At 66.6% G+C, this 14,540-nt stretch carries 11 protein-coding genes; 6 read left to right on the top strand and 5 right to left on the bottom strand.

The annotated features are described in order from the left end of the window. Together FHS82_RS13630 and FHS82_RS13625 are read left to right on the top strand one after the other, a co-directional pair. Entirely contained in the window at positions 1-1,632 is a 1,632-nt protein-coding gene (locus FHS82_RS13630) for an ATP-dependent acyl-CoA ligase (RefSeq protein WP_208394240.1), read from the top strand. Positions 1,633-1,893: 261 nt separating this feature from the next. Further along, a complete protein-coding gene (locus FHS82_RS13625) occupies positions 1,894-2,397 on the top strand; it encodes a MarR family winged helix-turn-helix transcriptional regulator (protein ID WP_166953718.1) in 504 nt (167 codons plus the stop codon). Here the strand turns inward: FHS82_RS13625 and FHS82_RS13620 are convergent, their stop codons facing one another. From FHS82_RS13620 to FHS82_RS13600, 5 genes are all read right to left on the bottom strand, one after another. Continuing rightward, positions 2,398-3,387, bottom strand: coding sequence for a 3-hydroxybutyryl-CoA dehydrogenase (locus tag FHS82_RS13620; protein WP_343042579.1), 990 nt, complete (start codon positions 3,385-3,387; stop codon positions 2,398-2,400). Continuing rightward, the gene (locus FHS82_RS13615) at positions 3,384-4,463 is read right to left on the bottom strand and encodes an NAD/NADP octopine/nopaline dehydrogenase family protein (protein ID WP_166953716.1); all 1,080 of its coding nucleotides are present in this window, start codon (positions 4,461-4,463) and stop codon (positions 3,384-3,386) included. The genes FHS82_RS13620 and FHS82_RS13615 overlap by 4 nt, the downstream gene beginning before the upstream one ends. Positions 4,464-4,513: 50 nt before the next feature. After that, on the bottom strand, positions 4,514-6,079 hold the full coding sequence (locus FHS82_RS13610; protein WP_208394239.1) for an indolepyruvate oxidoreductase subunit beta family protein: 1,566 nt from the start codon (positions 6,077-6,079) through the stop codon (positions 4,514-4,516). A gap of 123 nt (positions 6,080-6,202) precedes the next feature. Beyond that, positions 6,203-8,356 (bottom strand): ferredoxin family protein, encoded by a 2,154-nt coding sequence (locus tag FHS82_RS13605; RefSeq protein ID WP_166953714.1) that lies wholly within the window; start codon positions 8,354-8,356, stop codon positions 6,203-6,205. Positions 8,357-8,599: 243 nt separating this feature from the next. Further along, positions 8,600-9,148, bottom strand: a complete 549-nt coding sequence (locus tag FHS82_RS13600; protein WP_166953713.1) for a MarR family winged helix-turn-helix transcriptional regulator — start codon at positions 9,146-9,148, stop codon at positions 8,600-8,602. 188 nt (positions 9,149-9,336) lie between these two features. On the opposite strand from FHS82_RS13600, the gene FHS82_RS13595 reads away from it, so the two are divergent. Genes FHS82_RS13595 through FHS82_RS13580 form a run of 4 tightly spaced genes read left to right on the top strand, consistent with a single transcriptional unit; the run spans position 9,337 to position 14,538 of the window. After that, positions 9,337-11,670 carry a bifunctional salicylyl-CoA 5-hydroxylase/oxidoreductase gene (locus tag FHS82_RS13595; protein WP_166953711.1) on the top strand — a complete coding sequence of 778 codons (2,334 nt, stop codon included), beginning with the start codon at positions 9,337-9,339 and terminating at the stop codon, positions 11,668-11,670. Positions 11,671-11,679: 9 nt separating this feature from the next. Beyond that, positions 11,680-12,486, top strand: a complete 807-nt coding sequence (locus tag FHS82_RS13590; RefSeq protein WP_166953709.1) for an SDR family NAD(P)-dependent oxidoreductase — start codon at positions 11,680-11,682, stop codon at positions 12,484-12,486. Beyond that, on the top strand, positions 12,483-13,340 hold the full coding sequence (locus tag FHS82_RS13585) for an enoyl-CoA hydratase family protein (protein ID WP_166953707.1): 858 nt from the start codon (positions 12,483-12,485) through the stop codon (positions 13,338-13,340). The genes FHS82_RS13590 and FHS82_RS13585 overlap by 4 nt, the downstream gene beginning before the upstream one ends. Before the next feature lies 1 nt (position 13,341). Beyond that, complete coding sequence (locus FHS82_RS13580) at positions 13,342-14,538, top strand: acyl-CoA dehydrogenase family protein (RefSeq protein ID WP_166953706.1); 1,197 nt, start codon at positions 13,342-13,344, stop codon at positions 14,536-14,538. The last annotated feature ends 2 nt before the right edge of the window (positions 14,539-14,540 follow it).

Raw genomic sequence — 14,540 nt, 5'->3', positions numbered from 1 at the left:
TTGAGCAATCCGAACAGCAATCCTGCACTGCCGGCCGGAGCGGCACTCGCGGACGAGTTTCTGCCTGCGGAACGCACCCTGCCGATCCTTCTCGCCCGCCGGGCGGCTGCTCTCGGCGAGCGGCCGTTCGTCACTTTCGCGGATACGACGCTGAGCTTCGCGCAAGTCGAGCAGCTCGCGGCGGCATCCGCGGGCGCACTGCTCGACGCCGGCATCGCGAGGGGCGACCGGGTTGCGATCATGGCCGCCAACCGGCTTGAGTTCCTGCAGGTTTTTCTCGGCTGCGCCTGGCTCGGCGCCATCGCCGTGCCGATCAACACGGCCTCGAAGGGCGTGCAGCTTGCGCATATCCTGACGAATTCCGGCGCGAAGCTGCTGGTCATCGACCATGCATTGCTGCCCTCCCTGCAGTCGGGCATCGAGGCGGGCGGGCCGGTGCCGGACCTCATCTGGACGCTCGACGGCACGCAGGACACCACCGGCAAGGGGCTGGCGCTGCAGCCGCTGCCCGTGCCCGGCGAGCGCGCGGAGGCGGCGGCGCTGCGGCCCGGCGACACGATCGCCATCCTCTACACCTCCGGCACCACGGGGCCGTCGAAGGGCGTCTGCTGCCCGCATGCGCAGATGTTCTGGTGGGGCGTCAACACCGGCAGAGCTTTCGGCCTGACGGCGGACGACGTGCTGTTCACCACCCTGCCGCTGTTCCACACCAACGCGCTCAACACCTTCTTTCAGGCGCTGCTGCACGGTTGCCGCTTTGTCATCCTGCCGAAGTTTTCGGCGTCGGGCTTCTGGAACAGCGCGCGCGAGCACCGCGCCACCGTCACCTATCTGCTCGGGGCGATGGCGGCCATCCTGCTCTCGCGCCCGCCCGAGCCCGGCGACCGCGACCATTCCATCCGCGCGGCGCTTGGCGGCGGCGTTCCCGGCCGGTTCCACGGTCCGTTTCAGGAGCGCTTCGGCGTGCCGCTGCTCGACGCCTATGGCTCCACGGAAACGAATTTCGTCTTCGGCAGTCCGATCCCCTCCGACCATCCCGGCACCATGGGCTACCTGATCGACGGCATGGAGGCGCGCGTCGTCGACGAGGACGATACGCCCGTGCCGGACGGTGAGGCGGGTGAGCTGATCCTGCGTGCGCTCGAACCCTTCGCCTTCGCCACGGGCTATTTCGGCATGCCCGACAAGACGGTGGAAGCGTGGCGCAACCTGTGGTTCCACACCGGCGACAGGGTCGTGCGCGAGAAGGACGGCCACTACCGCTTCATCGACCGCACCAAGGACGCCATCCGGCGGCGGGGCGAGAACATCTCGTCGTGGGAGGTGGAACAGACGCTGCTCGCCCACCCGGCCATCGAGGCCTGCGCGGCCTATCCGCTGCCATCGGAACTCGGCGAGGACGAGGTGGCCGTCGCCGTGGTCCTCAAGCAGGCCAATGCCCTGTCGCCGCTCGATATCGTCATGCATTGCGAGGGCAAGCTGCCCTATTTCGCGGTGCCGCGCTTCGTGCGGGTCGTGGCGGAGATGCCACTCACGGAAAACGGCAAGATCCGCAAGTTCGCCCTGCGCGACGAAGGGCGCGTGCCCGGCGTCTGGGACAGGGAAGAAGCGGGCTATCAGGTGCGCCGCTGAGAACATCCGCCGCAATGCGCCCGTGCCGATGACGATTGTGCAGGCTCGAAAATGCTGCCATATCAGTCTCGTCAGGGCGCTCGTCCATCGGATGGAATCATCCGACCGTCCCGGGCCGGATGGCGCTCAGGCAACCTGGTATCTGTCCTGTTTACGTTGAAACAGGACAGATACCAGGTTCCTTATTTTGAGCGAATTCTGATCAATCAGATGATTCCATCTGATCGGAACGCGCTCTAAGGTCAGTGGAAGCGGGCATCTATGCAGGATCGGTTTGCGGGAACAGTTCTTCGTTCGCAGGAGGATGACACGGTCTTGCCGACCATCGGCGAGATCGGCCTGAACCAGTTCGCGCCCTACCTGATGAACCGCGTCATCGCACGCTGGAACGCCAGCCTGTCGGACGAGCTGAAGGCGCTCGGCATCACGACGGTGAAGATGCGGGTGCTCGCCATCCTCTCCGTCGCACCGTCGCTGACGATCAACGAACTGTCGGTATTCGCCGTCACCGAACAGTCGAGCATGAGCCGCACGCTCGACTCGCTGGAGGCGCAAGGATACATCCGCCGCACCCCGCGCCCGGAGGACATGCGCATCCGTGATATTACCATCACGGCCGAGGGACGCGCCGCCTTCGAGCAGTTGTGGCCGAACATGTACAAGATGTTCCGGCAGATGTTCGACGGTATCGACGAAAGCGAATACCGTCACTTCGTCGCCATCCTGCATCGGATATTGCAGAACACCCGGAACCTGGGCGGCTGATCAGGTCTCGTTCGCCGCCGGCGGCCGCAGCAGCCCGTTCGCGCCGAGCGCGCTGACGAACGCCGCCATGCGCCGGCGGCGATACGCATCGACATCGACCCCGGCGTAGTCGAAAAAGCCCGCCCCGGATTTGAGGCCGATCCGGCCCGCCTCCATGTTCTCACGCACGATGCCGGGCGGCGCGAACCTGTCGTCGTCGAACGCCTGCGCCAGATAATTGCTCGCGTAATAGAGGATGTCGCCGCCACCCCAATCGATGAATTCGAGCAGGCCGAGCACCGCGAAACGCAGGCCGAAGCCGTAGGTCACAGCCTTGTCGACATCTTCCGCGCTTGCCACGCCTTCCTCGACGAGACGCGCCGCCTCGTTCATCGCCAGCGCCTGGATGCGCGGCACGATGTAGCCGGGCGACGCCTTGCAGACGACGGGCACCTTGCCGAGGCGTTCCAGAAACGCGCGCAGGCGCGAAAGGACGTCCGCGTCCGTCTCCTCGCAGGGGCTGAGTTCGACGAGCGGCATCAGGAATGCCGGGTTCAGCCAGTGCGCATTCAGGAATGAGCCAGGCCGCCGCGTCAGCTGCGCCAGATCGGTCGACAGCATGGTCGACGTCGTGGAAGCCAGTATGGCGTCCGCATCCGCGTGCGCGTCGAACAGGGCGAAGGCCGCGGCCTTCGCCTCCCGCACCTCAGGCACGCCCTCGAACACGATCGCGGCCCCCTTGACCGCCTCGGCCGCACGGTCGAGCGGCCAGACGGTGACGCGGCCAAGGATCGCGGGGATGGCCGCGCCGTCGAAGGCGCCCAGATCGGCAAGTGCAGCAAGCCCTTGCCGGATTTCAGCCTCAACCTCGCCGGCGAGCTTGCCGAAGGCCTCCCCGTCGCGCGCACGCGCGTCGAGCAGGCGGATTTCATGGCCGCCGTAGGCCACGCTCTGCGCGATGCCGCGCCCCATGCGCCCCGCGCCGATGCAGGCGACGATCTCTCTGCTCACGACAGGCCCTCGCGCAGGATTTCCCGCAGTTGCACCCCGTCGAGCCCGGCGAGGCCGAGGTTCTCGAACGTGCGGCCCTCGTTGCGGAAATCCGTTTCCGCCACGGCGGAGGCAACCGCCAGCAGGCCGGCGGCGACCGGTGTCGGCACGCCCGCCCAGCCGCCCACGGAGACGAGGAAGGCGAGGCCGAGCCCGACGTCCTCCTGCATGTAGCGGTGCGTCTTCAGATCGAGGGACTCGTGCCAGTCGCCGGAATCGACCAGCTTGTCGTGTGCGAGGTTGCCGTACATCCAGTTGCTGGTCTCGTAGTGGTCCGCGAGCGGGAAATGCGGCGCGCCGTAGCCCAGCGCCTCGCGCACCGCGATGCGTTCGTTGTCGAGCGCCGTATGGGTGCGGCGGATGGCGGGCTGCGTGCCTTCGTTGTGGATGTCCCAGCGGTCGAAATGCTCGATGGGGCCGGCGTTCATGAGGATGAGCGGCGGATGGATGATCGGCCCGGCGTTCATGAGCGCGCCCGAGAGCGCATCCTCCACAGGCTCGATGGCGCCCGGGAACGCCTCACCGATGACGGCGATCGCGTGGTCCGTGAGACGCGCGGGCAGCACGCCTGTGGGCAGGCGCGAGGCGCGGGTGGTGATGCGCACTTCGAGCGGCCCCTGCTTGCGCGCCAGCCATGGCAGCGTGCCGGTTTCCGCGATGGCGACATCGGCCTTCGATCCGTGCTCGCGGATGCGCCGCAGCATGATGTAGGAACCGAAAGTGCCCGGCGGCAGATAGATCACCTGTCCGTCGACAAGATGCGGCGCCAGCGCAGCCGCGATGTCTTCCTGCGCAAAAGCGGGCGTGGGCGCGAGGATGAGCGCGGCGCCGTCGAGCGCGGCGGCGAGGTCGTCGGTGGGCGTTATGGCGATCTTGCGGCTGCCGGCATGGTCGGTGACGGTGATGCCGCCCGCCTTCAGGATATCCTCGAAGCTGGCCCGGTCGCGGCGCCACCAGCGCACGTCATGCCCCGCCTCCACCAGATCCGCAACGGCCGCGTAGGAGCCGTTGCCCCCGCCGATAACGACGACTTTCATGGCAATTCCCTCTTCCTGTTCTGATTGTGTGAAACGGACGCCGGCCACCGTCAGAGCGTGGCGACAGTCTTCAATGCGCCATCGAGCGCGACGCCTTCTTCATCCAGCAAGGCCGCCTGCCGCAGGCGCCGCAACCAGGCAGCGCCGTCCTCCCGCGCGGTCAGGGCGGGCAGCGCCGACAGCACCCGGTCGAATTTCGAGTGGCCGCGCGCATGGGTATCCGAATACCCCTTGATCAGCCGACGGCAGTTGAGCACCTCGACCGCGAGGTCGTAGTTCGCGGCGATGGTGTCCGCCGCCAGGGCGAGCCATGCCTCGCGGTGCGCCGCTTCGCGCGCATGGCGCAGCGTCTTGCGGCGGATGCGCCGCAGGGCAGAGACGCCGTAAAGCCCCGCAAACCAGAACAGGGTGCCCGTGCGCACGCGCCGCCCGCGGTTCACCAGCCGGTCGAGACGGGCGAAGAGCGTGGGCCGGTTCTCGATCCACTCCCCCCACCCCTTCGGCAGCGTGCCGCAGATTTCCTCCATGCGCGGATGCATGTATTCGGTGGTGTAGACGATCTGGTCGGCCTTCGCGCCAACTTCCCGGCGCACGCGCTCGAAGCGCGAGGCGCGTACCTTGAGATCCGCCACGCGGATGACATCGTCGTAGGCCATTGCCACGGCCGTATATTTCGCCGCCTGCACGGTGAAGGCATGGCCGCGCGCCGCGCCGTCGTGCTCCCTGTCCAGCGCATGAAGCGTCGCGACGCGGTCGAGATACTCGTCGGCGTAGGCAGGGTCCTGGAAGTCCGTCAGCTTGCGGACGCCGGCGTAGAGCAGCGGCCACGCCTCGGCCGGGAACTCCTGCCGGATACGCTGCACCAGCGCGTCGAGTTGCGCGTGCCCGGCCGTTTCCGGCAGTGCGTCGAGCCGCTTGGGCGGCGTGGCCGTCAGCGTGTCCTTGGGCTTTTGCCGCGTGCGTTCGTAGGCAGCGTTGAAGGCGCGCAGGCTCGGCTCAACCCCCTTGCCGCCGGCGCGGATCGTCGCCTCGAACGCCTCTTTCGAAAACGGCAGAACGCCGGCAGCCGCCACCGCACCGAACAGCGCCGCCGACACCACGCTGCCGTTCTTCACGGCGAGCGTCTCCATGTCGAAGGCTATCGTGCGCCGGGCGGCGAAATCGGTCGCGTCGGTCACCACGGTCGGATTGCCGATGCCGTCGCCGGGCTTCTCCTTCTCGATCACGGCGAAGGAGCGATGGGTGGAGGCGATCAGGGTGGTGCGGTCCGGCGTCACCAGCCCGCGCAGCACGGAACGCCCCGCCTCCATCAGCTCGGCCGCGATGACGACATCGACATCCCCGGGCGTGGGCATGAGCGAGAGCACGGGCTCGCGGCCCTCGCGCGCGGGAATGGCCTCGATGTAATAGATGGTTGCGCCGGTGCGCTGGGCGACGCCGGGCACGGAGGTCGACTGCGCGACCCAGCCGTTTTCCTCGGCAACCGCCACGATCCAGTCGGCGAGCACGCCGCCGCCCTGCCCGCCCATTGCCAGCACGGCGATGGCGAGCGGCTTGTCGGCGGCCAGCGCGGGGGCGGCCGCGTGCCGGTCCGCCGTCGTCACGATATCGGTCATGGCTGCTTCCCAAAGCAGTTTGCGTTCAAGCTATATCTCTAATTAAACGCAAGTTGGCGATAAACTGTATAAATTGGAACTGTACTCACGATGGACCGTGATCCAGCAATAACTCAAACCGTTCTATTCGGCGAAGACGATGCGATGCGCCTCGCGGCGGGCCTGCAGCCAGCCGATCACCTTGCCGCGCACGGCGGCGAGAAAGCGGTCGATCCGCGTGGGGTTGTGGATGATGTCCGCGCGATAGAACGACGGGCACAGCACTGCCGCTTCCGACACCTCGCCGCAGTTGCCGCAGCCCACGCAGGTGTTGTCGATGGCCGCGACCGGATCGTCCTTCAGCGGGTCGTCGGTATGCTTCACGGACAACGAGGGACAGCCGGAGAGGCGGATGCAGGCGTGATCGCCGGTGCAGACATCCTCATCCACGCCGAAGCGCTCCCGCACCATGCGCCTGCCGTCCTTCACCGCCTTCGCGAACTGCGGCTTGACGCGCCGCTGCTTGTTGAGCATGCACTCCGACGAGGCGACGATGATCTTGGGGCCGGGCTCCTTCGTCGTCAGCGCCTCGCGCAGGGTGTCGCGCAGGCGCGCGACGTCATAGGTGCGGTCGATCTGGCGCACCCATGTCGCGCCGATGCCCTTCACCGCATTGACGATGGAGTTGTTCGTCTTGCGGCGCGGGTTACGCGCGCGAGAGGACATGATGTCCTGCCCGCCGGTCGCCGCCGAATAGTAGTTGTCCACGACGAGGATGACGCCATCCTGCTTGTTGAACACGGCATTGCTGACGCCGCTGGTCAGGCCGTTGTGCCAGAAACCGCCATCGCCCATCACCGCGATGGACCGCTTGTCGGCCTCGACGTTGAAGGCCGAGGCCGAGGCCGGCCCGAGGCCATAGCCCATTGTCGTCGCGCCGAGATTGAAGGGGGGCAGGATCGAGAACAGGTGGCAGCCGATATCGGCCGAGATGTGGTGCGGCCCGAGCTCCTTCTCCACGAGCTTCATCGCGGCGAAGATCGGGCGCTCCGGACAACCCGTGCAGAATCCGGCCGGGCGCGGCGGCACCACTTCCGCAAGGGCCTTGATGCGTTTGTCGGCGAGAACCGGGGATGGGTCCGGCACCGGCGGGCGGTTGCCGAGCAGGTGCGGTGCCTGCGCCTCGAAAAAAGCGCTGAGGCCCTGCATCAGGACGGGCGCGGTGTACTCGCCACCGATGGGCAGCACATCCTTGCCGGAGAGATGCGTCCGGATATCCCGCCGGCGCAGGATGGTGTGCAGCGACTGCTCGATATACTCGGGCGCGCCCTCCTCGACCATCAGCACGGCCTTCTTGCCCACGCAGAATTCCGCCACCTCGTCGTCCACCAGCGGGTAGGCGACGTTGAGCACGTAGAGCGGGATGGCGGAATTGCCGTAGACGTCGGCGAGCCCGAGTTGCTGCAATGTGCGCAGCAGCGAATTATACAGGCCGCCCAATACGATGATGCCGACATCGCCTGTCTGCGGGCCGAAATGCTCGTTGAGCTTGCGGTTTCTGACGAACGCGACGGCTGCCGGCCAGCGCTGCTCGATCTTTTCCTTCTCGTGCAGGAAGGAGGCAGGCGGCAGCACGATGCGGTTGACATCGCGCGAGGGGTTTTCCAGCGCCTGCCGCAGCGTGTATTGCGGGCGCCTGTTGTCCTTGGCGACGAACTGGCCATGCATGTGGCAGCTGCGGATGCCCACCTGCAGCATCACCGGGGTGTTCGAGACCTCCGACAGCTCGAAACCGTCTTCCACCGCCTGCACGATGGATGGCAGGTTGGGGCGAGGATTGAGCAGCCACATCTGCGATTTCATCGCAAAGGCGTGACTGCGCTCCTGCATGATGGAGGAACCCTCGCCGTAGTCCTCGCCGATGATGACGAGCGCGCCGCCCGTGACCCCGCCCGAGGCGAGGTTGGAAAGCGCATCGGAGGCGACATTGGTGCCGGCTGTCGATTTCCACGTCACCGCCCCGCGCACGGGATACATGACGGAGGCCGCCAGCATGGCGGCGGCGGTCGCCTCCGAGGCCGACGTCTCGAAATGGACGCCGAGTTCCTCCATGACGTCCTTGGCATCCGCCAGCACATCCATCAGATGCGAGATGGGCGACCCCTGATAGCCGCCGACATAACCGACCCCGGATTGCAGCAATGCCTTGGTGATGGCGAGGATCCCCTCGCCCCTGAACACCTCGCCGGCACCGAGCTTCAGGTCCTCCACCTCGCGCGCAAAAGAACGCTCAGCCATAACCTCGTCCCCCGTCCGTCAACGGACTTTATGATTTTATAAATCTGCAAAATCATATGATATACATTGAAGGGCTGTCAATCGGGTTTTTAACAAATATGATTTCAGCTTAAAATTGAGTAATATCAGTGCCGCACCTGTGAATGGAGCGCCTACAATTATATGATGATGCATATTTATGAGGCAGAAAACGCCATCCCGATGCCGCCTTCTGTCGACGGCACGAAACCGGCGGGCAGCTGATCAGTCCTTGCCGCCCACCTGCGCGGTGGCACGCAGGACCGACGCCTTCAGCGCTCCGAGCTGCAGCCAGAGGGCGTCCTGCTCCTTGCTGTCGAGGTCGCCGACGAGTTCCGCGATCCATTCGCTGTGTTCGGCGGCCATGGTCGCGAAGACGGCGTGGCCACGCGGAGTGAGGCGCACGATCGCCGCACGGCGATCGGTCTCACTCACCTGTCGCTCGACGAGCTGCTCCTGCACAAGCCGCTCCACGAGGCCGGTCAGGTTGCCGTTCGACACCATCATCCGCCGCGACAGTTCGCCCAGCAGCATGCCGTCCGGCGCGCGCTCAAGCTGCGCCATCAGGTCGAAGCGCGGCAGCGTGGTGGCAAACCGCTCGCGCAGGCGCTTGCGAATCTCCGTCTCGATCATGTTGGCGCAGGTCAGCAGCCGCAGCCACAGCCGCAGCTCCGTCCGGTGCGCATGCGGATTCTCGTGCACCTTGAACTCGGCATCGATCAATACGCTGCCATTGTCTTCCGTGGCGTCCACAACCCGATCCTGTTTCTCCATGTCCGCTTTACTTCATACTTAAATTATCCCGGAAAAACAATGTCCGCCTCTGCCGCAGGTTGAAAAGCTGCACGTCGACCGCTCCCGAGGACGGATTTGGCGCTTGACACGGCGCGTTTCAGGCCATTACTTTAACATTAAAATAATAGCTCCGGACAGGGAACCATCAAAGCAGGAGGACCGTTCCCATGCGCATTGTCAGTATCGGCGGAGGGCCGGCTGGGCTCTATTTCGGGCTTCTCATGAAGAAGCTCCATCCGGAACACCGCATCTCCGTGGTCGAACGCAACAGGCCGTACGACACGTTCGGCTGGGGCGTCGTCTTCTCCGACGCCACCATGGAATCCATGAAGACGTGGGACCCCGAAAGCGCCGGCGACATCGAGGACGCCTTCAACCATTGGGACGACATCGAGGTGCTGTTCAAGGGCACCCGCCAGCGCACCACCGGCCACGGCTTCGTCGGCATCGGCCGCAAGCGCCTGCTCAATATCCTGCAGAAGCGCTGCGAGGACCTGGGCGTCGAACTGGTGTTCGAGACCGATGTCGAGAGCGATCTCGAATTCCCCGACGCCGATCTCATCATCGCCGCCGACGGCGTCAACTCGAAGATCCGCAACCACTACGCCGACGTGTTCCAGCCCGATCTCGTGGTGCGGCCCAACCGCTACATCTGGCTCGGCACCGACAAGCTCTACGACGCCTTCACCTTCGACTTTCGCAAGACCGAGCACGGCTGGTTCCAGGCGCACATTTACAAGTTCGACGACAAAACCTCGACCTTCATCATCGAGACCACCGAGGAGGCCTATGAGGCGCACGGCCTTGGGCAGCTCGACCAGCAGGGTTCGATCGATTTCTGCGAAAAACTGTTCGCGGAGGTGCTCGACGGCGCGAAGCTGATGACCAACGCCCGCCATCTGCGCGGCTCGGCCTGGCTCAACTTCAACCGCCTCATCTGCGGCAAATGGAGCCATTTCAACGGCCAGTCCCACGTCGTGCTGATGGGCGACGCGGCGCACACGGCCCATTTCGCCATCGGCTCCGGCACCAAGCTCGCCATCGACGACGCCATCGAACTCACCCGCCAGTTCGAGAAGTTCGGCCACGGCAAGGAGACTATTCCCGCCGTGCTGGACGCCTATGAGGAAGTGCGGCGCGTCGACGTGGCGCGCATCCAGAACGCAGCCCGCAACGCCATGGAGTGGTTCGAGGTCGTCGGCCGCCGCTATGCGGATACACTGGAGCCCGAGCAGTTCATGTATTCCATGCTCACCCGCTCCCAGCGCATCAGCCACGAGAACCTGCGCCTGCGCGACAGGCAGTGGCTCGAAGGCTACGAGCGCTGGTTCGCGCGCCGGACGGGGCTCAACGTGGCAGACGACGCGCGGGCGCTGCCGCCCATGTTCACGCCCTATACCGTGCGCGGCGTCACGCTTGCGAACCGCATCGTCGTCTCGCCCATGGCCATGTATTCGGCGACGAACGGCCTCGTCGACGACTTCCACCTGACGCATCTGGGCGCGCGCGCCATGGGCGGCGCCGGGCTCGTCTTCGCGGAGATGACCTGCGTGTCGCCGGATGCGCGCATCACCCCCGGCTGCCTCGGCCTGTGGAATGAGGAACAGGCCGCGGGCTGGCGTCGGCTGGTGGACTTCGTCCACGGCTACAGCAATGCCAAGGTCGGCATCCAGCTCGGCCACGCCGGCCGCAAGGGTGCGACCAAACGGGCCTGGGACGGCATCGACCAGCCGCTCGACGGCGATCCCGCGACGGAAGAAGGCGGCTGGCCGCTGTTCTCCGCCTCCGCCCTGCCCTACCTGCCGCACAGCCAGGTGCCGAAGGCCATGGACCGCGCCGACATGGACCGCGTGAAGGCGGATTTCGTGCGCGCCGCCGAGCTTGCCGCCGCCACCGGCGCCGACTGGCTGGAGCTGCACGTCGCGCACGGCTATCTGCTGTCGAGCTTCCTGTCGCCGCTCACCAACCGGCGCGAGGATGAATACGGCGGCAGCCACGAGAACCGCGCCCGCTATCCGCTGGAAGTATTCGCGGCCGTGCGCGCCGTCTGGCCGGCTGACAGGCCGATCTCCGTGCGCCTGTCCTGCCACGACTGGTTCGAGGGCGGCAACACGCCGGACGACGCGGCGATTTTCGCACGGCTGTTCAAAGAGGCCGGCGCGGATCTCATCGACTGCTCGTCCGGGCAGGTGTGGAAGGAGGAGAAGCCGGTCTACGGCCGCCTGTTCCAGACGCCGTTCTCGGACAAGATCCGCAACGAAATCCACATCCCCACCATCGCCGTGGGGGCGATCTCGGAAGCGGACCACGCCAACTCGATCATCGCGGCCGGCCGTGCGGACCTGTGCGCCGTGGCGCGCCCGCACCTCGCCGATCCGGCCTGGTCGCTGCACGAGGCAGCGAAGATCGGCATCACCGGCATCCCGTGGCCGAAGCAGTACCGCTCCGCCAAGTACCAGTATGAGTCGAACCTCGCCCGCGCCGCCGGCACGTCGTCGTAGGAGCGGGCCATGTCGACAACAGCACCTCTCGCCGGCCGGCACGCGCTCGTCACCGGCGCGGGCGGCGGCATCGGAGCGGCCATCGCGCTGGCCCTCGCGGGTAACGGCGCGAATGTGACGCTGGCCGGACGGCGGCGGGAGCCGCTCGACACCGTCGCGGCGACCCTGCCGCCGGGCCAGGCCTTCGTCGCGGACGGCTTCGACGTCACCGACGCCGACGCCATCTCGTCGGGGCTCGCGCGGGCCAACGCCGCGTTCGGCACGGTCTCGATCCTGATCAACAACGCAGGTGAGGCGCCGAGCGCGCCTTTCCACAAGACGACGCGCGACCTCTGGCAACAGACCGTCACCACGAATCTCACCAGCGTCTTTCTGATGACGCAAGCCGCGCTGCCGCAGTTGCGCGAGCATGGCCAAGGTACGCATGGCGATGGCGCGCGCATCATCAACGTCGCCTCCACCGCCGGCCTCACCGGCTACGCCTACGTGTCCGCCTATACGGCGGCGAAGCACGGGGTCGTCGGCCTCACGCGCGCGCTGGCGCTGGAACTGGCGCGCACCGGCATCACCGTCAACGCGGTGTGCCCGGGCTATACCGACACGGCGCTGGTGGCGCGCTCGGTCGACATCATCACCGGGAAATCCGGCCGCTCGCGCGACGAGGCGCTGGCCGAATTCACCCGATCCAATCCACAGGGGCGTCTCGTTCAACCACAAGAAGTGGCGGACGCCGTGCGCTGGCTCGCGGGGCCGGGTGCATCATCAATCAATGGACAGGCCATCGTGGTGGCCGGCGGGGAGGTCATGGCAGGATGAGCAGCGCGGTAACTCTCACAACGATGCGTTCGCATCTGCGTCCCTTCAGGGACTATCAGGCGCGCCACTTCCTCTGGGAAGTGAGCGAAGATGGCCGCGTGGCGACGTTGACCCTCAACCGTCCCGACCGCAAGAACCCGCTGACCTTCGACAGCTATGCCGAGATGCGCGACCTGTTCCGCGATCTCGTTTACGCCTCGGACATCCGCACCGTGGTGCTGAACGGCGCGGGCGGCAACTTTTCCTCGGGCGGCGACGTGTTCGAGATCATCGAGCCGCTGACCAACATGGCGATGCCGGACCTCATCGCCTTCACGCGCATGACGGGCGATCTCGTCAAGGCGATCCGCAAGTGCCCGCAGCCGGTGATCGCGGCCGTGGACGGGGTCTGCGCCGGCGCGGGCGCGATCCTCGCCATGGCCTCCGATCTGCGCTACGCCACGCCCGCCGCGAAAACGGCCTTCCTGTTCACCCGCGTCGGCCTCGCGGGGGCGGATATGGGGGCCTGCGGCATCCTGCCGCGCATCATCGGGCAGGGCCGGGCTGCGGAACTGCTGTTCACCGGCCGCGCCATGAGCGCCGAGGAAGGACTGGCGTGGGGCTTCTATAACGCGATCCACGAGGCGGATGCGGTGCTCGACGCGGCGGGGACCGTGGCGCGCCAGCTCGCGGACGGCCCGTGGTTCGCCCACGGCATCACCAAGAACCAGCTCAACCAGGAATGGGCCATGGGCCTCGACGAGATGATCGAGGCGGAAGCGCAGGCGCAGGCCATCTGCATGGCGACGCAGGATTTCCGCCGCGCCTTCGAGGCCTTCGCCGCCAAGCGGAAGCCCGTCTTCGAGGGGAACTGACATGACGGCCCCCCGCCCCTCGCCCGCCGGCCCGACGCGCGAGCATCTCGCGTGGCCGTTCTTCGCGGAGGCGCATCGCGCCTTCACGGAAAAGCTCGACGCCTTCGCCGCCTCGGGTGTGCTCCATGGCGTCGACCATGCCGACACGGATGCCGCCTGCCGCTCGCTGGTGCGCCTGCTCGGCGAGGCCGGCCTGCTCGCCGCCGCGACAGGCGACTCGGGCAGGACGGCCATCGATTCGCGCACCATCTGCCTCGCCCGCGAGACGCTTGCCTGGCACGACGGTCTTGCCGATTTCGCCTTCGCCATGCAGGGGCTCGGCACCGGCGCCATCAACCTCGCCGCCCCGGACGAGCTGAAACAGGCGGTGCTGCCGCGCGTCACCGCCGGCGAATGGCTTGCCGCCTTCGCCCTGTCGGAGGCCGAGGCCGGCTCCGACGTCGCGGCCATGCAATGCGCGGCACGGCGCGACGGCGACCATTACATCATCGATGGCGAGAAGACGTGGATTTCCAACGGCGGCATCGCCGACGTCTACACGCTGTTCGCCCGCACCGGCGAGCAGCCGGGCACCCGCGGCATCTCGGCCTTCGTGGTGTTTCCGGATGATCCGGGCTTTTCCATCAAGGACAGGATCGACGTCATCGCGCCGCACCCGCTGGCGACGCTGCGTTTCGACAATTGCCGCATTCCCGCGACGCGCCTGCTGGGCGCGCCGGGGGAGGGCTTCAAGATCGCCATGCGCACGCTCGATATTTTCCGCGCCTCCGTCGCCGGCGCCGCGCTCGGCTTCGCGCGCCGGGCACTCGATGAATCGGTGGTGCATGTGAAAGCGCGAAAAATGTTCGGCGCGACACTGGCAGACCTGCAGCTTACGCAGGCCGCGCTCGGCGATATGGCGACGGGCATCGACGCGGCCGCGCTGTTGACATACCGTGCCGCCTGGCGGCGGGATGTCGAGCAGAAGCCGACCACACGCGAGGCCGCCATGGCCAAGATGACGGCCACCGAAACGGCGCAGACCGTCATCGACCGCGCCGTCCAGCTCTTCGGCGGGCGGGGCGTGACGAGCGGCGAGACCGTCGAGAAGCTCTATCGCGAAATCCGCGCCCTGCGCATCTACGAGGGCGCGACAGAGGTGCAGAAGCTGATCATCGCTCGCGAGCTGCTCAAGCCCGAACTGGTCAAGGCGCCCTGACT

The sequence above is a fragment of the Pseudochelatococcus lubricantis genome (assembly GCF_011762225.1).
Lineage (GTDB): Bacteria > Pseudomonadota > Alphaproteobacteria > Rhizobiales > Beijerinckiaceae > Pseudochelatococcus > Pseudochelatococcus lubricantis.
The sequence above is the reverse complement of the archived record's forward strand: the minus strand, read 5'-3'. Positions and strand labels throughout refer to the sequence as shown.